This is a genomic window from Vibrio neptunius (assembly GCF_000967495.1).
GTDB classification, from domain to species: domain Bacteria; phylum Pseudomonadota; class Gammaproteobacteria; order Enterobacterales; family Vibrionaceae; genus Vibrio; species Vibrio neptunius.
Genome location: NZ_JXXU01000028.1, coordinates 39,444 through 60,473, shown reverse-complemented (window position 1 = coordinate 60,473; position 21,030 = coordinate 39,444). Strand labels below are relative to the sequence as shown.

The 21,030-nt window shown below is 43.3% G+C and carries 20 protein-coding genes; 9 read left to right on the top strand and 11 right to left on the bottom strand.

Going from position 1 to position 21,030, the window contains the following annotated elements; all coding sequences use genetic code 11:
- Positions 1–525 (top strand): hypothetical protein (locus TW84_RS24545; RefSeq protein WP_205622481.1); only part of this gene is annotated, 525 nt, incomplete at its 5' end.
- Between the two features lie 356 nt (positions 526–881).
- Positions 882–1,241, top strand: a complete 360-nt coding sequence (locus TW84_RS10635; protein WP_240478166.1) for a hypothetical protein — start codon at positions 882–884, stop codon at positions 1,239–1,241.
- Positions 1,242–1,381: 140 nt separating this feature from the next.
- On the opposite strand, the gene TW84_RS10630 is transcribed toward TW84_RS10635, so the two are convergent.
- On the bottom strand, positions 1,382–1,714 hold the full coding sequence (locus tag TW84_RS10630) for a winged helix-turn-helix transcriptional regulator (protein ID WP_045975630.1): 333 nt from the start codon (positions 1,712–1,714) through the stop codon (positions 1,382–1,384).
- Between the two features lie 258 nt (positions 1,715–1,972).
- Between TW84_RS10630 and TW84_RS10625 the strand changes: the two genes are divergently transcribed.
- Both TW84_RS10625 and TW84_RS10620 read left to right on the top strand, forming a co-directional pair.
- A complete protein-coding gene (locus TW84_RS10625) occupies positions 1,973–2,866 on the top strand; it encodes an SDR family oxidoreductase (protein WP_045975629.1) in 894 nt (297 codons plus the stop codon).
- Between the two features lie 33 nt (positions 2,867–2,899).
- A complete protein-coding gene (locus TW84_RS10620; protein ID WP_045975628.1) occupies positions 2,900–3,538 on the top strand; it encodes a DsbA family protein in 639 nt (212 codons plus the stop codon).
- Between the two features lie 161 nt (positions 3,539–3,699).
- Here TW84_RS10620 and TW84_RS10615 read toward each other — a convergent pair whose 3' ends face one another.
- The 3 genes from TW84_RS10615 to TW84_RS10605 form a co-directional block, all read right to left on the bottom strand.
- Positions 3,700–4,038 (bottom strand): hypothetical protein, encoded by a 339-nt coding sequence (locus TW84_RS10615; protein ID WP_045975627.1) that lies wholly within the window; start codon positions 4,036–4,038, stop codon positions 3,700–3,702.
- A gap of 262 nt (positions 4,039–4,300) precedes the next feature.
- On the bottom strand, positions 4,301–6,733 hold the full coding sequence (locus TW84_RS23745) for an RICIN domain-containing protein (RefSeq protein WP_052707914.1): 2,433 nt from the start codon (positions 6,731–6,733) through the stop codon (positions 4,301–4,303).
- A 1,065-nt stretch (positions 6,734–7,798) separates the two neighbouring features.
- Complete coding sequence (locus tag TW84_RS10605) at positions 7,799–8,686, bottom strand: NmrA family NAD(P)-binding protein (RefSeq protein ID WP_045975626.1); 888 nt, start codon at positions 8,684–8,686, stop codon at positions 7,799–7,801.
- Between the two features lie 93 nt (positions 8,687–8,779).
- On the opposite strand from TW84_RS10605, the gene TW84_RS10600 reads away from it, so the two are divergent.
- Positions 8,780–9,697 carry a LysR family transcriptional regulator gene (locus TW84_RS10600; RefSeq protein WP_045975625.1) on the top strand — a complete coding sequence of 306 codons (918 nt, stop codon included), beginning with the start codon at positions 8,780–8,782 and terminating at the stop codon, positions 9,695–9,697.
- An 81-nt stretch (positions 9,698–9,778) separates the two neighbouring features.
- Here TW84_RS10600 and TW84_RS10595 read toward each other — a convergent pair whose 3' ends face one another.
- Entirely contained in the window at positions 9,779–10,051 is a 273-nt protein-coding gene (locus TW84_RS10595; protein WP_205622484.1) for a winged helix-turn-helix transcriptional regulator, read from the bottom strand.
- Positions 10,052–10,197: 146 nt separating this feature from the next.
- On the opposite strand from TW84_RS10595, the gene TW84_RS10590 reads away from it, so the two are divergent.
- Together TW84_RS10590 and TW84_RS10585 are read left to right on the top strand one after the other, a co-directional pair.
- Positions 10,198–10,494 (top strand): YciI family protein, encoded by a 297-nt coding sequence (locus TW84_RS10590; RefSeq protein WP_045975623.1) that lies wholly within the window; start codon positions 10,198–10,200, stop codon positions 10,492–10,494.
- A 355-nt stretch (positions 10,495–10,849) separates the two neighbouring features.
- A complete protein-coding gene (locus TW84_RS10585; RefSeq protein WP_045975622.1) occupies positions 10,850–11,317 on the top strand; it encodes a hypothetical protein in 468 nt (155 codons plus the stop codon).
- Between the two features lie 130 nt (positions 11,318–11,447).
- Here TW84_RS10585 and TW84_RS10580 read toward each other — a convergent pair whose 3' ends face one another.
- The 5 genes from TW84_RS10580 to TW84_RS24390 form a co-directional block, all read right to left on the bottom strand.
- A complete protein-coding gene (locus TW84_RS10580; protein ID WP_045975621.1) occupies positions 11,448–11,939 on the bottom strand; it encodes a hypothetical protein in 492 nt (163 codons plus the stop codon).
- Between the two features lie 222 nt (positions 11,940–12,161).
- Positions 12,162–12,728 carry an imm11 family protein gene (locus TW84_RS10575; protein WP_157634034.1) on the bottom strand — a complete coding sequence of 189 codons (567 nt, stop codon included), beginning with the start codon at positions 12,726–12,728 and terminating at the stop codon, positions 12,162–12,164.
- Positions 12,729–13,042: 314 nt separating this feature from the next.
- Positions 13,043–13,399: a hypothetical protein gene (locus tag TW84_RS10570; protein WP_045975620.1), complete on the bottom strand. Its 357-nt coding sequence runs from the start codon at positions 13,397–13,399 to the stop codon at positions 13,043–13,045.
- A complete protein-coding gene (locus tag TW84_RS10565) occupies positions 13,396–13,953 on the bottom strand; it encodes an imm11 family protein (protein ID WP_045975619.1) in 558 nt (185 codons plus the stop codon). Before TW84_RS10565 ends, TW84_RS10570 begins: the two co-directional genes overlap by 4 nt.
- A 124-nt stretch (positions 13,954–14,077) precedes the next feature.
- A complete protein-coding gene (locus TW84_RS24390; RefSeq protein WP_157634033.1) occupies positions 14,078–14,218 on the bottom strand; it encodes a hypothetical protein in 141 nt (46 codons plus the stop codon).
- A 385-nt stretch (positions 14,219–14,603) separates the two neighbouring features.
- Here TW84_RS24390 and TW84_RS10560 point away from each other — a divergent pair, with 385 nt between their 5' ends.
- Together TW84_RS10560 and TW84_RS10555 are read left to right on the top strand one after the other, a co-directional pair.
- On the top strand, positions 14,604–16,769 hold the full coding sequence (locus TW84_RS10560; RefSeq protein WP_084720213.1) for a S9 family peptidase: 2,166 nt from the start codon (positions 14,604–14,606) through the stop codon (positions 16,767–16,769).
- A gap of 290 nt (positions 16,770–17,059) precedes the next feature.
- Positions 17,060–18,874 carry a ricin-type beta-trefoil lectin domain protein gene (locus TW84_RS10555; RefSeq protein WP_045975617.1) on the top strand — a complete coding sequence of 605 codons (1,815 nt, stop codon included), beginning with the start codon at positions 17,060–17,062 and terminating at the stop codon, positions 18,872–18,874.
- A 66-nt stretch (positions 18,875–18,940) separates the two neighbouring features.
- Here TW84_RS10555 and TW84_RS10550 read toward each other — a convergent pair whose 3' ends face one another.
- The gene (locus tag TW84_RS10550; RefSeq protein ID WP_045975616.1) at positions 18,941–20,944 is read right to left on the bottom strand and encodes a M4 family metallopeptidase; all 2,004 of its coding nucleotides are present in this window, start codon (positions 20,942–20,944) and stop codon (positions 18,941–18,943) included.
- Between the last annotated feature and the right edge of the window lie 86 nt (positions 20,945–21,030).

The following is a 21,030-nucleotide window of genomic DNA, read 5'->3' as shown; positions in this document are numbered from 1 at the left end:
GATGACACTTTGAATCGGACGCTCTGTCAAGATGATGAAGATATCTATTTTAATGCCCAACTAGAAAATGGGAAAATAGCGTCTTTGTGCGCTTATCAACATTACAGCCCTGATACTGGCTACGTTAAATACCGCTATGGAGATGTGGGGAGTGTCGAGTTAGAGTTCCCAAGTGATAAAAAACCACCAAGAGGGCGTTTTTTAACTTATCACTCCCGTTTGTCGCCTAGCTTGCAAGGGCATTGGGTCTATTTTTATATCAATGATTACCGATATTTGCTCTCTTCATTTAATCGTGGATGTAGTGTTAGTGTGGATGATGTGTCTTCAAATAAAAGTGTTGAATTATTCTTAGAGCGCTGTGAAAAACAATCTGAATTGAAAGTAGATAGACGCAGAACGGGGCTGCTTCTTGATGAAGCTGAAGTGTATGAAAAATTCCCAGAACAATCTCAAGACCCTACAGAGCCACAGTTTCATCGCCCTGAATTTAATCGTATTTATGGTGAAAGGCAACGTCCATAAAAACCATATTTTATTGAACTTCAATGGTTTAGTGCGCAGTGGATTTGTAGATGCAATTTAGTAATGTCCGGTTTGAGTCATTTTAGCGGCCTTTGCACTTACGCATCGTTTAGCCATGAGAGTCCAGTAAGACTGATGCAAATCGTTTGTATAAAGTCTTGCTCCCTGCGCTTCACAGTGCTTTAGAGTCAAACGTGATCCACAAATGAAATTGCTGATTGAGGCGATTGCTGATTTACCGCCTTCTGGAGCAAGAGCACGTAATTTCAAGAAGAGGTATTTAAAAGACCGAGATTCTATGATGAGATTACCAAAAGATCCGGATAGCATTATGTATGGTTATTGGTGGTAATGACATGAAGTTTCAGTATTTCTATTGTATCTATGTTCTTGTAGTTCTGTATGTAGTCTCTACGTTGTTAGTTCTGACTGGTGTTGATATTTACGTTGACGTTACTTCTTTGATGACAGTCTTTCTTCCGTCATTTCTAGTTGGTGTGGGTAGCTTTCTTTACTCCAAAGACAAACTCTTTTCATCCGTATCCATGACAGCGTTGGTTTCTGGGTTCTTTGGTGGTATCGCTGGCACTATCGCTACTTTTTCCAATGTGCTTGATAATCAAGCCATATTTGCAGGCGTCGCAGTCTCACTGTTACCTCTCCTGTACGCCCTGTTCATTATCTTGCTAATCATCCCTGTTTGCCTAAGAAAATAACAAAGGCCGAAAATGCGTAAGCGCGTGATAAACCCCGCATTCTGCTCTCCTATCACAAATATTGGTGTATGTCCCAAATATTGGTGTATGTCCTGAATAATGCACTGGTCTTGGTTCCTTCATATCTTGAAGCTGAAAGTCTAAACAGATCGAGTTCTGTTTTTCCCCCAGTTACTGATTGACTCTAATATTGGAACCAGTGTTTCTGCATCAGGTAAAAGGCTGTATTCAACACGTGCAGGTACTTCCGCAAAAACAGTACGAAGGACTAATTCACACTCTTCTAACTCGCGTAGCGAGCGAGTTAGCATTCTGTCTGACGCATTTGGGATCAGCCGTTGCAACTCTGAGTATCTTTGGCTTCCTTTAGAGAGGTGAAATAGTATGGTCGGCTTCCATTTCCCACCGATTAAACCCACTGCCATCTCAACTGGGCAAGGTCCGCTATCATTGTCTTGAATCTTATTCGTCATATTTAACTAACAACTCGCTAAAGACTATTTTCTACAACCTATTGTTACATCGTTAGGCCGAGAATTCACGCTGTAAACATATCCAAATTGACTTATTGTCTGACATTGCGGTCATGAGCTAGCTTGTCTTTTCGGTATGATTATTTGGGAGTCTCAATAACGACTAACACCCGTGTTAGCAACGAACATTTCTGCATCTAGAGACCGTTTTTGGGGACTGATATGGTGCTCCTACATTGACAAAAGAGAGTAACAATCATGAAAAAACGAGTTGCAGTATTTGGTGCTACAGGTGCACAAGGTAATCCAGTCGTTGAAGAAGCGCTAAAGCAAAACTGGCGAGTGAGGGCTGTGGTACGCAGCAATCAAAATACCGCCGACTTAAAGAGTAAAGCTGATGTCGAGTTAGTCAATGCATCGCTTGATGATCAAGATTCTTTGGCCGCAGTTTTGCAAGACGTCGATGCGGCTTTCTTGCACTTGCCTACTCCACGAGACGCAAGCGAGCCCGTCACTTGGCTCACCAATTTTATAGCCGCAGCGCATAAAGTGAAGCTACCACACCTTGTGTACACCACAAGCGGGCCTGCAGGCAATCGCTACCCAGCGTCTGTGATTATTGATGGGGCGAATTCTGGTGTAGATGCGATTTTAAGTTCGGGCATCCCAAGTGTGGTATTAAAGCCTGCCATTTATCTTGAAAACCTGCTGCCTGAATTGTTTTTACCCAATCTGCGAAAAAGCGGAGTACTGGACTACCCACCATTACCAGCATCACTCAAAGTTCAGTGGACGTCACATTATGACCAAGCACAAATCGCAGTTTCAGCACTTAGTAAGCCCAACCTTGCTGGACAAGCGTTTGAAATTGGCACTCATCAAGCGCTAACGGGTAACGAGTTAGCGGTTTTAGTCGCGAAGTGGATTGAACGTCCAGTGGAATTTACCCCTGTGAGCCCAGCGGAGTTTGGTCAACGAGTTGGCTCAGCGATTGGAAACGACCTTGCGAGTTTCGCGCTCACAGACTTATACCAAGCAATCGCGTCATTAGACAACGATGCAATGGAAGTCGACACCGGAGCGCTGGAATCCATTTTTGATGTGCAATTGGGTTCGGTCGAGTCTCATTTAGCGTCTTGGAAGCAAGCATAGTTATCCATTGTGGGAAAGTGATTGGAGAGAGAAATGATAAAAATTCTTTATATACAAGATACGCTTTGCGGCTGGTGCTTTGGTTTGATTCCTGCGCTTCGTCAGCTGAAAAAGGTTGAACCGGATATTGAGGTAGAAGTCATTCCGGGAGGGCTTTTTGCCGATATACCCAGCAAACCGTATTCAACCTTAGTGAGCCATATACGTTCAGCTGAAATGAGTTTGGAACAGGTAACGGGGCAAAAGCCTTCACAAGCCTTTCATCAAATGATTTCAGCCAGTGATAGCCCTGCTTTAGCCTCTTCGCCTCCAGCAAAAGCAATATTGGAGATGAAGTCATTGAATCCAGACGTGGTTTTAGAATTTGCCCATCAACTGCAAGAAGCGCATTACACTGAAGGGAGAGATCTCAACTTACCAGAAACTTACGATCAAATTTGCTCTCAACATGGTTGGCCTAAGCTGGATACCACAGCAATTGTAGCGGCGGATAAACTAGATGTGTCTGTAGCAAACAGTTATCAGAGAGCTAGAGAGCTGGGTGTCAATGGGTATCCGACGATACTGATCGCCGATGATTACAACCGAATCATTGGCAGTATTGATGGGGTTTATCAGGTAGAACCGTTTATTAGGGAAGTGCAAAAGTTCAAGGCAACAGCACTAGCTTAGCCAGCGTAAGGTGCCTCTCCACAATACGAGGGGTACCTGTTAACAAAACGATTCACTACGAATAACACAACGCTGTTTTTGTTTCACAGATTTTTTAGCCACTCGTTTCGCTAGGTGGGTTAAGGATGTCCATCCGCTGACTTCAACTCACCGACGAATCCTCAGTCCATTTGAGTAATAAAGGTTTGCTCGTCATCGACAAAAGCGACAAAGCCGCCGTGATAGATAAACACTCGACCACGCCCCTCGACTAAGCAGGCAAGCTGTGGATTCAAGTCTTCTTGGTCACCTTGGCGTTGAAAGGTGCCAGTATCAGTAATAATGCCGCTGAATGTGGGCAAATATCCATAATTACGCTTGGCTTGATCAATCAGGCTCAGTTCACTCGCAGCAGAGAAACATGAGGGGATCGTGCCAGCGTCTTCGATAAATAGAGGTTTCAGTTCTTCAAAAGCGGTAATCACCAACCAGTCGATGCCGTTAACGTGATGGATAAACATAGAGTATCTCGGTCATTCTAATGCGGGGATTGTATCACTATCAGCGAGAGAAGGTAGCAGAGATGAGGCGCTAAAAGGCGTTGATTATGCGCGATTCGAGGATAGTTAAGTGCCGATGTCAAACATGCAGGTAGACATTATAAACGTGACCAATAAAACGCCGCTGTATTAGCGGCGTTTGCTATTTAGATCAATCGGTAGTCGTTTGACTGGAACGTATCCAAACACCAACTACGCCATCTCATTGGGTTCAATATGGTCACTAGATGGCTTTTCGAATAATCCTTTGCGCAGGATTGGTGCTACTACATGTTTGTAAATCAAAGGAAATCACATTATTGATTTTAGTTGGCTCTAAACATTGTGCTGTGCCTTGAGCTTGTATACCGCCATCATTATTTAACTCCCATGCTTGGCTAGAGCCATAGTGGCAATTTTGTGCGCTGAGATTGCCATTTGAGTACTCTAAACATTGTCCATTTATCTTAATGCTGTTGTGTTGAGCGAGGGTAAATTGCTGGTTTGAATTCGTTTTGCTACAACTACCAGTGGTAACCGTGCCGCCATTTGCGACTATGCATTGGCCTTCAAACGTCGATTTGTGCAGAACCAGTTGTGACTTTAATGGAGTGGCTGGCCGCGTAAACTTCTGTCTCACCTGGTTGGAATTACATATCTGCAATGTGAGGTTATTACCACTGCCATCCACTTCCAGACAGAGTGCCTCTCCTTTGGAGTTGTTCATAAAGCTCTGAACTAAACCATTGTTCTTCAATATCCACTTCTGGTTGTCACCGCCATGGCAATTATAAGAGATGACTTTCTCGCCCGCGACTGCATTAAATTTATATACATCTAGGCATAAGTTACCGACTTTTATCGCATCATTTGGGCCAGCTTCTAATTGCTGAGTGACATTGTTTGAGTCGCAATTGGTCGCGATCAGGCGGCTTAAATTGCTTATCGGGCCATCCAGCGCTAAACATCGATTGTTATGGTTGGTTGAACTCAACAATACTTGAGTCGCTGTCGGGTCACCAACCAAGCTGCGATTATCCCATTGTGCAGACTGGTTTCCACAGTCTGTGGCGCTAAATTGTTTGTCATTGACCTTTAAACACTGGCCAGTGCTGCGGTTTTTGATCTGCTTCGCTCCCCCAGGCCACGCTTGTGAGAACACCCAATGGCTGTCGGTGCTCGAGCCGTCAGTACTGGTGGTAACACCCATAGCGTAACTGTGCTTTAGGTATTGATTGCTTGGTGTGTGTTTTATCTGATAGGTATTAAAATTACCTGAAATGTCTCCGGATAAGTCGGCAGTGTATTGTGGTACTAACATGTAACCCTGAGGGAACTCGGGGTGTATCGAGTTGATATTGTAGGTTTTGAAAGGGGTGGCTTTACCCGCAAGTTCATTGACCGGTCTGATGTAATCCACTAGAGAGATGGACTCAAGCATAGTCTTGATAGAGTTGAGATAAGCTCGAACTTCACCATAGGCGACATTAAAACGTTGATTTCGCCATGATTCACATTCTCGGCGCAGCTGATCAACTTTTGACTTATAACGCCCCGTGCCTTCCATATCAGAGACATTAAACTTAACGGAACTGGCTGGTCCATAGTCTTCAGCGCTTGCCCACACACGAGTCCCTATGATGAAACTTCCGTGTCGATTCTTGCCTGATTGAAAATGTCTGAATCGAGTGTGGCACTGTCCAACGACACTTTTGCGGTATTGGTAAAGCTTTGAGGCCCCAACATTGTCAATCGATACGGAAAGGAAGTTACTGTCTGGCCGTAGGGTGATGGTTAAACCGAGATTGGCAAGTGCTTCAGCCACTGTGCTAGTGCCAACTCGCTCAGCTAATAGATTCTTGAATCTAGAGTAGGCATCTCGGCCCAGTTCGCATCCTGATCTATTATTACGCCACGTCATCAAGTCTTCACTCGCCCATGATTGGTCTGCGGCGACTTTCATTGCAGCGTAATCCATTTGGCCATAGTTCGCGGCTGACGGAGTCGCCATCATGTTGATCGCGTTATTATTCCACGCATAACCGCCTCGTTGTGCACAATAGGCGTTGTATTCTAAGTTGTGGGCAAATGCGAGTATCTTAGAATGGAGCATGGCCACGACAGCGTCATTTTTAATCGCTCTGTATTTGTTGCCAGAACGACCAGAAGTAGCATTCAAAAAGTAGTTGATCGTCCCACCAAGCTTTTCAGCAACCGCATCGTATTTTCTATATCCTTCTTTATGTGCAGAATAGTCGCTTTGATCAATGATCTTAGTTTTGATGTAGTTTCTATTGTTATTGATTTCAATTTTTGCTTCACCAAACAAGTTGTACTCTTCAAGTGTCGATACTCTTTGATCAAACTCCTGCAAACATCCAACCAACTCGGCATCCGGTGCGTTGGTTTTCTCTTCGGTAAAACCTCTAAGCCACAGCGAAGCAAAAGGAAAAACCTTTTCAGCGGTCGAAAGCTGTAGCAGGGATAAACTGGTGGTAATAATCTGGTTGGCGGTCAGTATCGCGACACCACCGCCGTCATATCCCGTTGTGGGGTTAGAGCCAGCTTGGCGATTGACGTAGGCACCGCATTTATCTGATAGCTGAGCCATTGCTGGCGTAGACATGCTCAAGGCTAGCGCTGTTAAGCTAAGCGCATTTATATTTTTTTTATTCAAAGTTATGTTCCTTGATATTGTATTTTTCTGATGAGACTGCTCGTTTACTTCTTAAATTTCATTTGTTTAATTAATATTTGCCTCCTTTTTTTAGATGAGAAAAACATCAGTAGTATGACGACATACCAGTACCTAGGGTGTGAATGAGTTATCGATAGATACTCATGTCGGCGGCTTTAAAATTTAAAGTTAGGGTGCGTCATTTAGTATGTTGTCTATGCGAAAAGCTTTAGAGTTATTAATTTATTCTCAGTAATAAGACTGTGGTTAATTAAATCTAAATTCAACTTGAAATAGCCATAATCTATCTAACATCACATTTTATAAATTGGAATGATATGTTGTTTTCTTTATTTGCCAATTTCAGTCACTGGTCGGTCCAAAATATTAGTAGGTGTTAAATTAGTAATTGTTTTTAACTGGGTTTTATTAAATGGGATGAAGTGTTGATTATTGTCATGAGTATTGAAAAAGCATCGCCAGGTTAATAATAAGAGGCCATTATTGTCGACTCTTGAAGGCGCTGCATGTGCTCTAATGTATAGCGACTAATGGTTTTACTTTATTTGGCTAATCAATAAGTAAGATAGAATTTATGTCTAAGATAATAGCGGATTAATAGCGTCACAGTCGTGTACCGAGGGTGGGCGCGGAACAATACACGCACATTCATCTCATCGCGAGACGACAGAACACTTTATTTTTTGTAGCATAAGAATGAGATTCTTAATATGGCAAGCCATGATGTCATCAATTGTTTTAATGATATTGTCTGTCTTGAATGCTGCCGCATTGAACATGTATTTTTGTAATTGGCTGAAAGCAAATTGATCAAGTCGCGTTGGATGACTAGGCTATTCCCGATCAGTACTCAGATTATTGTTCAAGATGTTCATTGCCCGATGAGCTTAAAATACCCGATGCTTCGATTACAGTTATCGTTGTAATAAAGACGTTTGGTGCTCCATCGTTGCCGTTTTACCGACAGAATCATGAATTTTGGAGACAATTCAACTCAGTATGGGGACATGAAAAAAGCGAGCATCAAGCTCGCTTTGATAGTGATCAGCGGCCAACCAGTGAGTCAATCACTTGATGGAGACTGATGGTCCCGGAGATGTGCTCCAGTTGTGAATCTTCTGCAAAAGCAATGTGGCCTGAATTCAGCCCTTGTGTCATCTCAACGAATCCAGCTAAGGCTTGGGGGGAAAATTTGTTCTGTGACACCGCTTGTGGCCAATCGGATTCGGCAATGGTGGTTGCCTCAATCGGCACGCTCGTTTTGGTGGTTAAATGCGCTGCGACGTCATTTGGTGAATAGCTGCTAGGGCCTTCAAGATTGATCAATCGGATACCATTCCAATCTTCGCAAAGCGTGCAGGCGGCTATTTTGCCAATGTCAGAGGTCGCGATCATAGGCAACTTGCGATCTGTAGGAGAGAGAAAACTAGGCAGTTGGCCTTGTTCTAAAGCGACGGTTAAGAGCGGTGCCCAGTTTTCCATGAAGTAGGCCGCACGCAAGAATGCTACCGCTGCGCCGCAATCTTTTAACGCCGTCTCGAGGAGGCGATTCATCGCGATCCAGCCAGTATTGGTCGGTTGGTCTGCACCGATTGAAGATAATACGACCAATTTTGGCAACTTGGCCTTGTTCACGGCTTGTGCAATACACTGCGCCATCAGTTCAGCCTGCGTAAACAGTGTGTGTGACTGGTATTGTGGCGGACTGACAATATAAGCTCCGTCAGCGCCGGTAAATGCCTGCGCGAGATCCGATGAGTTACTAAGATCAGCGACAGCGACTTCGGCTCCTAGGCTTATCCATTCTTGTGCTTTGGAGGCATCGCGTACTATGACTCTCACTCGATGATTGGCGTTTAGCAATGTTTTGGCAGCGGCCGAACCTGTGCGTCCAGTCGCACCCGTGACCACATATAACTTACTCGTATTCATAGACTTTTTCCTATTCAGTGTAACGTAGACTTTGATATAGGAATGGTATAGATTTGCTCAACATAATTAAAATGCATATAGGATATATTCAGTATGCAAAAATCGGATGTATACCAGGTCGATTTGAATTTACTCAAATTGTTTGATGCCCTGATCAAAGAAGGCAGCGTAACTCAGGCTGGTGCTCGACTTGGTTTGAGTCAACCTGCAGCGAGCCGGGGTTTAGGACGTTTACGCCATGTTTTAAATGACAGGATTATCGTACGAACGGCGAAAGGGTGGGAACTGACACCAAGAGCTTTAGCCTTATCGTCTCAGGTGGCTAAGTTGCTAGACGACGCACGTGCAATTGTTGTCCCTGCAGAGTTTTCACCAGAAACAACATCTGGCCAATTTAGCATCGCCACGGCTGATCACTTGGCATTTCTGTGGATGCCAGAAGTGATAAAAATGCTTGCTTGTTTAGCACCGAAAATGGATTTAATTGTCCCTCCATCAACGCGTGATAATGTTGATCTTATTGCTCAAGGAGCGGCCGATCTGGCAATCGGTCTGTTTGAAAATTTGCCTGCAAGGTTTTATAGCCGACGACTGTATGATGAAGACTACGTATGTGTTGTTCGTCAGGGGCATACTGTTGCTAGCCAGCCACTGACGCTAGATAACTACGTGGATATGTCCCATGTGTCGGTAATTATTACGGGACACGGACACAGTGCTGTAGATGTAGCGTTAAAGCAGCATGGACTGAATCGAAGGGTGGTTGCTAAAGTCCCCCATTTTCTAGTGGCTTTTAACATCGTGGCCGAAAGTGACTTGATATTGACAACCCCCCGTCAGCTAGCCAACAAAATGGCCACAACAATGCCAATTGAACTACTTGAATTACCGATAAACCTACCTTCATTTAGCCCTACAATGATATGGCATGAAAAACTGCACTATGATCCTGCCCATGTTTGGTTGCGCAACAAAGTCTTAGAGCTCTGTCAGCAAACGGTTCAGGGTTAGCCGTTAAGCTGGCACACATCCTTGATCAAATCTACAGCCACCTAGGTTAATTGCAGGCAATGGTCAGGCTTGTTATGGCGGTTAATGCTTCAGTTCGTCTTCCCACGCGGCTGCCCAATCTCTCAAAGGGTCGAGTGTTTGCATCAGAGAGTAGCCGAGTGGTGTCAGTGTGTAGCCTTGTTCTGTTTTGCAGACGAGCTTTGCTTCTGAAAGCTGCTTAATTCTACTGTTCAAAACAGAAGGAGACATTCCTTCGCACTGGCTTTGCAACGCTCTAAAGGTTAAGGGCTTTGCGTTGAGTTCCCATAGAATTCTCATATTCCACTTCCTTCCGAGCAAATCAAATACAGCCATAATCGCTATACCAGATGTGGAGCCTCGAACCGGTGTGTTTGGTATTGGTGTCTTCATTTCTCTTGTGCTTCTAAATTAGTAGCGCTATAGTTTGCTACGAAATAAGTAGCATTTTACAATTTAACTCATCGTAAAGCGAGGCAGAGATGTATTTGGTTGATCTAAATTTCACAGACATGAGCAAGATTACTCCAGCGTTGACGGAACAGCATAAAAAATACTTGGAGCAGCAGTATCAGTCGAACCTACTGATGTTTGGTGGTAGAAAAGTGCCAAGAACTGGTGGTTTATTGATTTCGGCCCATCCAACCAAGGAAGAACTGGTCGACATATTAGCGTCAGACCCATTTATCCAAAGTGGTGCAGCCAGTTACGTTATTACGGAGTTTATTCCTGTAATGGCCAGTGAAAGATACGCCGATATCGTTGAGCAGGTGGGATAGCAAGGCCGTAATGACGCCTTCTATTATTGCGTGTATGGCTTGGTACTCATGTGCTAAGCCATCACAATCACAGCTAGGATCAACATCGTCAACGATTAAGCTTGATTGTGCCTACTAAGCTATCCCTTGTATAGCGTAGGTCGGGCATTAGGTATCTATATTGTAGATGCTCTATGGACTAAGTCGGGTATGCTCGACTTTAATGTGGAATGAGCAAATTAGAGAAAGATACAAATTAATACTCAATTGATTCAGGCTAAATTTGAACGAATAACTTTATCTTGCAATCAAGATTGATATTAATATCATGTCAACGAATGGTGTAAATTGGGAATGCTCTAAGAGCGAAGTTTTTATGATTAATGTCAAGCGTTTTACTTTCAATGTTGATTTTATAGTGAGAAAAGAAATAATTTCAAGCTACGTCTTAGAAGAACAGTACTTGGATATAACTTTAAAGGATAGTAGAGTTGTCACACCATATTTAAACTTTACATCAATTAGCGAAAGTATACCCAATTTTGATGCAGAGGATATGGTTGAAGGATATATTAATGATTGTTTTAATGTAGTCGATTGTGATGTTAAAAATTCTGGAGATGAATTGTCATTTTATTTGACTTTTACTATTGATTTTGCTCCATCTTGCCAAGTTGAGTTTGATGACGCAACGCTAGTATATCATCAAGGTGATGGTGATTATAAATATATAATTGAGGGAGCATTTACTGATATTAACGCTCCATCATTAATACATTGTGTAGATGTTGATTCAAGCATATCTATGAGAATTAAAGAAAGTGTTGTTAACAGGTTGATATAATATTTAGTCAATCTAATAAGTTTGAGTTTACATCAAAGATATCTAGCTCAATTTTTTAGCAAGACGTTATGAAGGCGTAAGCATAGTTTCTCATTAATATAAATGAAAAACATGGCAAAAGAGACTTTATCTACACGTCTCTAATCCAAACGCTTTTGACATACTTCATAAGAAGATCAATAACACTCTGGTGAATAAAAACTAACCCAAAATCTTCCTCTAGTTTAAATATCAATCGTTCCTCTAGAGGAACACTTTCAAGTTTGGAGAAGTCAAACTGTATGGAAGTCGCGTTTAACCAGTTCAACTTACCATACTGCTTTTCTTTGTCCGTTAACCTGTAGGTTTGATGGATATATGGCATACGGAAGTTTTCGTAAACTTTTAGTTGGTCATCCGAGGGTTGACTTGGGGAGCAATCAACACGAGCATCTACCCATTCCACACCATGTTGCACCCATTGCTCTATTTTTGAGGCGATATCTTTAACAATAAATAGCTTTGGTGAAAAGGTCAGTTCCAATAGTAAGTCTGGTTCCCCTGAAAACATAGCTATCGAGGTTGGTTGAAAAGGAAAGCTATCTAAGGTTTGTTTGGTGAGTATCAAGTATTGTTCTTTCATATCCGTTTTCTAGTACTTCTTCGTCACAGTTCAACTTGAACATTTGAATATCTTAAAATAGTGAGTTTTCACTCGTAAGATCATACATTTAGTTAATACAGATCGTTGCAGTTTCTACACCTTTTACTCTGAACTACACTCTCTTATGAGTGGTATTCAGTGATTTTTGCTATTATTTATAGATAGGATACTCGCCAAATTAGGGCTATTAAGGCAGTATGTCTAGATTCTTGGTGTTTCTTCTGATGTATCAAATGAATAAGCTATAATACTAGTATTTATCTTACCCTCCATACCTAAACGTACAAGAGCATTAAACAATTCTATTGAAAAGAAAGTTTTAGTCATTCCAATTGGTTTAAAAACATGCCTTTTACATTCTGGAAGTTTTTTGATTTTTTCATCAGATAAGTAAAAACGAGTGGTTACGTCCGTTACTTTAATGCTCTTGTCAAAGTCAACTACATCAACCAGATTATCTACTGCTAATATGTAGCGTTCTGTTTGTACCTCATTTCCAGCACATGTTAACTTTGCAGGATAAAATTCCACACCATAGGGATCAAAGCTCATAATCAACTCTGCTATAGGCCTAGTTACATTGAAAGCGCCACATTTGATTAAATCTAATGCTTCCAAATCAGAGATATCACTGTCTGACCAAATTAGCTCGTTGATACAAGAAGTAGGAGTATAATCATTGTCATCATAAAATGATGAACGAACGTCAACGGTTCTAAAAAATGATTCACCCTCATTAAAATCTTCATTTATGTACGCTATATCCATATGTCTTCTATCTCCAAACAATACATACTTTGATTATTTTCGCTTTTCGCTTTTCGCTTTTCGCTTTTCGCTTTTCGCTTTTCGCATTTTTCGCTTCTAAGTTCGCTTCTGTTTTGGGGAGGCATTATTTTCGTATTGTGCAGCGATATTACCAAGCCAATTATCTGGTCAAAGCTATTTCTGAAAGCCGTTACTATGATTGATACCGTTAGATTAGGGCCGTTGGTCTGGCTGGTGTGCTCAATCTATTTTGAACCTTATCAGATCATAAATTACTGACAATGAGTATATTTTATCGAAATCGTTAATTTAGCTTAACCAGAGCGATGTTCAATAGGCCCTGCCACTTGGTCTACTAATGCATGAATTAATGCTGGCTCGAACTGCAGTTCATTTTTGCGATAGACAATGCCAGATTGATTACTTCCAGCATCGTATTGACTTTGTAAAACCGCAGGCAAGAAAACGTACATTTCTGCAAAAGGCTCCGCGTCAGCTTCATAATATACTGTTGCTTCTGCTTTGAATTCATCAGGTATCGTGAGTGTATTTCTTACAAAGACTCCAGGAGATGGGAAAAACACCAACACCAAATCAGCCATTCTAGGGAATAAAGGGTTTGCCTCTGTTTCTGCTAACAAGCCAGGTTGCTGAAATTTTTGTTCTATCATGAAAATTCCATCGGTATAAATTCTATTCCAGTAACGCCAGCGACTACCAATGCGTTTTTGACCTTTTCGCTAACATAGTAAGGGTCTTTGTATGTTGATAGAGTAAAACAGTCATGCTCGATAATTGTCGATCTAAATTTTTCAATATCTAGAACTTCTTCCAAAACACTGGTATATCCGCCTAATGTTTTACTTAAGTCCTCTGCCTCAGAAGCAACGGGATCGAGAAAATCATAATGTGCCGTTGCATTGATAAATGCATACTCACTTGAATCACCGTCATTTCTAATATCAACAGGGAGAAACTGAATACCACTGAACCCATTTTCAAAAAAGATTTGCTGTACTTTTTTACTTGCTAGCATGCCTACGCCAACTTTCAGAAAATCAGACATACCTCGTTCTTTGTAGCCTTCATTGATGGCTAGGTACGGGCGTTTCTTAAATAATTTGCTTTGTGGGGTATAAAAATTAAGCACTTGACACCACGGCTGTTGAATAGTGAAAATTCCTTCGCCATCCTCGAATTTTTCGAATAATAAGTAGTAATTCACTTTGAGAGCCTAGTTTGGATATTCAACACCATAAAAAGATACCTTAAATTTTCGTTGTTAATACCCGTTTTCCACACTCTTTGTCTCGATGAACTATTTGATAGTTAGGCAACGCCATTATTACTTAAACCGTAAGTATGTTGCCAAGCACCATTACCGGATAAAAATACTTCGAGTTGTCTGCATGGGTATACATAGCAGGTATCAACTGGAGTTGATGAAGGTCTTGGTATTCTGGTACTTGTTTCACCGCTGTAGAAATCATTGGCAAAACATCAGGTGCCATGCGTCAATAAGAGAAGCGCGCTTATCAGGCTCTGCGGGCGGTCCGCCAATTACGCTAAGTCCATTTGCGTTAACTTTTACCCCCATGATGCACTTGAAGTTATTGAAAGAGAGGAGTAATGAAGTTCAATAGTATGCATATCAGTTTTGTAGCTTGTCAGTGATTGCTCACCTTCGACACAATAACCCTTAATACTATTTGAACCTTGAATGTATGTTTGATAGCGTAACCGACTGTTAAATATAAGATATTGGAGTTCTTTTGCTGAGTTTTATAACAGTAGCGCTTCACTATCTAAGCTGTTTTACCGATGTGTTCACTGAGTGGGATAAGTCAGCTTAATGGACGTTTAAAGGATCGATAGATGCGTTTTCCCCTAACTATAGTAGCTGTATCTGTGGCGCTTGTTGCCGGGTGCAGTTCCCAAGGAGTGCAAACTGTGGCTCAACCTTCTCAATTAGAATTTGCAGTACAGCAAGTTCCGGCTCCCGTTGCTAAAAAAGAACCTTATGTGCTTAATCATCACGGTGAGCGTCGTATAGATAATTACTACTGGATGCGTGACGATGAACGAAAAGATGCCGAGATATTGGCGCATCTCGAAAAAGAAAATCAATACACGGATTCGGTGTTAAAGCACACTGAACAGCGGCAGGAAAAGTTATTCCAAGAGATTAAAGGGCGTATCGCAAAAGATGACAGTTCAGTGCCTGTAAGAGAAGGAAGTTATTTCTATTCGAACCAAGTATCTGGCGACAATGAGTACCCTATCTACCAGCGTGCCAAAGATTTCTCAGGGACAGATAAGACCGTCATTTTAGACGTTAACGAGTTGGCGAAAGAGCATGAGTTTTTCAGCACTGGCGGTTTGTATGTTAGCCCGAATGAGAATTTGCTGGCGTATGGAGAAGATACCTTAAGCCGCCGTATTTACACTATTCGAGTCAAAGATATTGCCACAGGCGAGTATCTCAATGATGAAGTGGAAGGGGCATCGAGCGGTGTGGCTTGGCAAAATGACAACCAAGCGTTTTACTATATTAAGAAAGACCCTCAGACATTGCTGGGTTACCAAGTTTATCGACATGTGTTAGGAACGCCACAAAGCAGCGATGTGTTGATTTATCAAGAAGATGATAGTGCGTATTACATGTCGTTAGGCAAGAGTAAAGATGGCGACCAAGTCTATATCTTCCACTCAAGTACGGAGACAAGCGGGGTTTCTGTTATTGATGCCAATGACCCCGAAGCTAAGGCACAACCTTTCTACCCAAGAGAAGAAGGCATTGAATACAGTATCGCCAAGCTCGGCGACTGGTACTATATCTACACCAATTATCAGGCTGTGAACTTTCGTTTAATGAAGGTACATAAAGATCAGGTTAATGACCGTTCAAAATGGCAGGATGTTATTGCCGCAGATAATCAAACTCAACTGGTCGATTTCACCTTGTTTAAAGACCATTTAGTGTATGAGCAGCGCAAAGAGGGCTTAACCACGGTTAAGGTGCGTCAGCTTTCCACGGGCAAGGAGTTTCCATTAGTGTTTAACGACACAGCCTTTGCCGCTTATATGACTGGCAACCTAGAGCTCGATAATTCAAAAGTTCGGATTTATTACAGTAGCCTTACCACGCCAGGCACTTATTATGATTTTGACCTTAACTCCGGTGAATCTGCAATCATGAAGCAAACGCCAGTGCTGGGTGATTTTGATGCTGATGACTATCAATCAGAACGTATTATGATCACCGCTCGAGATGGTCAGCAAGTGCCGGTTTCGCTGGTTTACCGCAAAGATAAATTCAAAAAAGACGGCACGAATCCTATCTATCAATACGGTTATGGTTCATACGGTCACACCATAGATCCTACGTTTCGCTCAGCGCGGCTGAGTTTGTTGGATCGCGGATTCGTCTATGCCATTGCCCATATCCGTGGTTCAGAGATGTTAGGAAGACCTTGGTATGAAGACGGTAAAAAGTTAACCAAGCAGAATACGTTTAATGACTTTATCGATGTCACCAAAGGTTTAACGGAAGCTGGCTATGGTGCAGAAGATAAAGTGTTTGCTGTCGGTGGCTCCGCGGGAGGCCTACTGATGGGGGCGGTTATCAATCAGGCGCCTGAGCTGTATCGAGGTATCGCTGCTCATGTTCCGTTTGTCGACGTGGTCACAACCATGCTGGACGAGTCTATTCCACTGACAACCAATGAATACGACGAATGGGGTAACCCGAACGACAAGCAATACTACGATTACATGCTGAGCTACTCACCTTACGACAATGTCAAAGCGCAGAGCTACCCGAACATGTTAGTGACAACAGGCCTGCATGATTCGCAAGTTCAGTATTTTGAGCCAATGAAATGGGTGGCGAAATTGCGTGAATTGAAAACGGATGACAACGTGCTGCTGTTTAAAACAGACATGGAGGCAGGTCATGGTGGTGCATCTGGTCGCTTTAAGCGTTTACGAGAAGACGCATTAGAATACGCGTTTTTCTTAGATTTGCTCAGCGAAGAGTAAAAATTGACCAAGTCATCGAAATGCCCGCGCTACGCGGGCATTTTTGTTCGCACAGCAAAGTTAACAAAAATAGGGCCTTGCAACTAACCTTCTCATATATAAACAAAAATAGTTCTAGATAAACACTGAATTACCCAGCCTGTTTTTTGTTGGAATTATTCACGGTTCTGATGTTTGGTTGATTTTCTCGATTGATTTGCGGAACAAAGATCACCACTCTACCTGCCGCCAAGAGTAGAGGTATCACTCTGGCTGATAAAACACGAAAACTAACAACGTAGAGTTATATAATGAAAAAAATCATCACCTTGTTGTCTATCTCGGTGCCTTTGACTGCTATTGCGGACAATACAGGCATAGATGCGTTTATGACGGATTTTCACGCCAATCCGCAAAAAGTCATGGATGCGTTACCAGAGAAAGAAGGAGACGAATATCAAACCATGAGCGCTGAGGATCTTGAGCGTTTCAGAGATCAAATGCGCGAAACGGTTATGGAAAGAGCGGAGCCAGTTATTGCTCCTCGATTCTCTGCAAACCTCAACAACGACAACCCAGCTCGTTTGGTTGATGTCGGTAATGCGCTGATTCGTAATCTGGTTGAATTGGATAACGCTGCACCAGATTCGAAGTATCTGGATGTTCAGCCTTGGTCTGATACTTACTGGCCTCTGTACTCTGGTGCAGCGGCTTGGCGCTACTCTGACCGTGAACTTTATGCGTCAGATTGGCAGGAATACTACGACTTTTCACACACTATCAAACCGCTAGAGAGTTACTCGAATGAGCAGCGCCACTTACTATCTCCAGCAGAAAAGTATGATTTGTTGGTTGGCGATAAAAACTTTACGCTGACCAAGCGTTCGTGGGATTCAGGTAAAGGTTACTATGAGTCTCAGGGCAAAGTAGAGCGCTGGATGGGGCTTTGTCATGGCTGGGCAGCCGCGGCTTACATGCTTCCTCGTCCTGAAAAGTCGATTACAGTGCCTGATGCAAACGGAGAGATGCTCAAATTCTATCCGTCAGACGTCAAAGCTCTGGGCACACTGCTTTGGGCAGAAGCGCCGTTCAATACACGTTTCATTGGTGGTCGCTGTAATATTAAGGATCCTGAAAAAGACGAAAATGGCCGTGTTATCGAACCTGACTGTGTCGACAACAACCCTGCAAGCTGGCACTTATCCGTACTAAACCAGATCGGTATTACTGGTCGTAGTATGATTATGGATGCGACATACGATTACCAAGTATGGAACCAGCCTATTCTTGGTTATCAGGTTAAATACTTTAACCCAGAGACAAACCGTTCATCAGGCAATCCAGCCGATGTGACTATCGCGATGGCGGACTACAAAAAAGATAAGTTCACCCAGTATCGTGCATCACGTGCTGTCTCAGTCGTTGGTGTACAGATGGTAGTTGATTACATGGTAGAGACGAATCCAACTCATCGAAACTACGACAAGCCTAAGCTTGATGGTGTCTCGCGAGTGACGTATTACTACGACCTAGAAATTGACGCGCAAGGCAATGTCATCGGAGGCGAGTGGTATCAGAATCGTCATCCTGATTTCCTTTGGACACCGACCCCTGAAGCGGTAGCGAAGTCTTATTATGACGGCAGTGGTGAATGGGATGTGACTCAGCCAATTCCACAGAGCTGGCAAGACCGAGCGCCTAAAGCGTCTCGTTACACTCAACCTATGACTTCTGTGGTTTCAGCTTTGTTTAGCGCGGCTTCAGGCGACGAACAACCAGCCGAGCAATGGAAGCAAATTGCTACTCAGGGTAGCCAGTGTCTGGACGTTGAAGGAAGTTCTGCGACACCAGGAGCACGAGTGTATGGCTGGAGCTGTCACAGCGGTGACAACCAATTATGGCAGCTGACAGCTGAAGGCAAGATGATCAGCAAGGTAGCACCAGGTTTGTGTCTGGATCAGCAAGGGACAAGTATCACTATGGAAACTTGTAGCCAGCGCCCGAATCAGACATGGAGAATGGAAAATGGCCAGCTGAAAAATAGTGTTGATAACGCTTTGAAATGGAATTCCAATAGCTGGTTGGTCCAAGCTGATGTTGACGGCAGTCAGTGGTCTTGGAAATAAGATACTAAAACAGTAACTATGTTCTCCTGACTAAAGAGCCCGCTTGCGGGCTCTTTTTTTATCCGATTATTGTAGGCAGCTGCCTTCAAATGACCAGTACCAATAGTTACTGTAAGGATCGGCGCCCCAGTTGGTTTGGGTAGCGATAAAGCGGTTCCCGTAGGACTGCACCTGAGTGCCTTGTGGGTAATAGTAATACGGTGACCATTCTTCTAAGTTAGCACACAAGTCCTGTGGTTCTGGTGTCGGTTGTTCGAGATAGGCACTAACGCCAACATAAGCATCTGAAGCGCTACGCGCACCTGTGACCATCACATAAACATCGGCATTCGCGACACCGCTGAAACCACAATATTCGTTGTTATCACGGTTGGTGGACGCACAATCATGATCCGACAGTGAAGCAGGACGATTTATCGCGACATACATATCAACATTGCCATAACCGTTATAGGTTTGTACCCAGATATCTTCAGATGGGGCATTCTTCAGTACGAAGTGTTGCACGTCATTACCCGCTGATTGAATCGCACTTGGCGTATTGATTTGTAGACTAACGATATCGGGATTTGGTGTCGGTTCAGGATCTGGCTGTCCAGCCGAACATTGTGTCACCTGAATCCCCACCTGAGCGAACGCATGGTTTACCGCCGAAGTGTCGTACCCCAGCTCATTAGCTGCTTTACAAACCCCTTCTGCACCTTGCTGAAAATCAGAGTTTGGTCGCCAGTAAAGTTGGTTAGCTGTGGCATAGGCAATAAACGCTTTTTTGATGTCCCAGTTTGAGCTGGTGGCAAGATGATAAAATGCCTTGTTGAAGACACCAGAGCTGTGGTGGACGTCGATACCATTGTAATACTGGTTGATATGGTCAATGGAGACGCCGTCTTTGCTTGGCTGAATAAAGTAACGCATGGCATCAGAGTACTTCATGACATGTTCGCCCATTTTCCAGTTGAAGCTACCGTGTACGTACTGGCTGAGTGCGGCCGCAGCGACATCAGAAAAGGACTCATTCATCCCACCCGACATCCCACGGTATTCCAGCCCAGAGTTTTGCTCGGTAAAACCATGGCTGACTTCATGCGCAATCACATCCCAGGTGGCGAGTGGATACATTGATTGGTTACCATCACCAAAGGTCATTTGGCGACCATCCCAGAACGCGTTGCCGTAGTTGGAGCCATAGTGCACACGCATGGTCAGTTTCTGGTGAATAGGTCGGGTGTTGAGCCAATCCATGTACATATCGAAAACGCGCTGACCGAAGTAGTGTGCGTCATTCATCGGCGCATAGGCACCGTTTACGCTACGGTAGTTGTTGACGTTACAGTCAAACTGATGAACTTGCCCACCGTATTGCTGGTTGTTCATGTTGAGTGTGATGACATTTGGGCTATCCATTTGGCAGTATTGGTTGACTTCAAAGCCGCCATATTGGGTTTTGGGTCCGAAGTAGTAACGGCCACTTTTCCTATTGCCGCCCGGTCCTTCGGCTTCAATGAAAGCAATCCCTTCCCATCGATCAAGCACGTCACCAGATTTGGCATCGACAAGTGTAATCGGCCTTGAAGGGCCCATTCCACTCATTTGAATAAAGTCCACTTTGTAGACCAAACGAGCGATATCTTGCTCATCTTGCCAGATCATGAGTTCTGCGTTTGGGTCGCGAATCGCTTGAGAGGCAAAACCTTTGCTATTGCCTTTTGCCAGCTCTATCGCTTGCTTCGCGTTGAGCATGGGTAAGGTAGAACCAATATCGGCGTCAATGTCGGTCAGGACTGAGCCATCAACCGGTGTCACTGTACCTTGAGCGGAAACCTGAGCAACTAAAGACTGGCCGTAAACTGGTACACCATAATGCAGTTGTTGTTTGCGAAGTAATGTTTGTGGGCCCGCTTTAACACGACTGGCATCCTGATAAGCCAGAGGCTGGTTAGGTGCTGAAAATGCCCGAGCAGTTGGCGGATTGAGGACCTGAGAAAGGTCAACTTGCGAGTAGTCAACAACGTTGGCAGCTTGAGAAGCGAATGCCATTGGAAACAGCATAAGTAAATTAGCGTTACGCATACTTCACCTTTGGAATTGTTTTTTAATTGATTGGGGTAAAAAGTGCGTGCTTAGAGTAGTGACAGTTCGCTAAAAACGTAAATGCA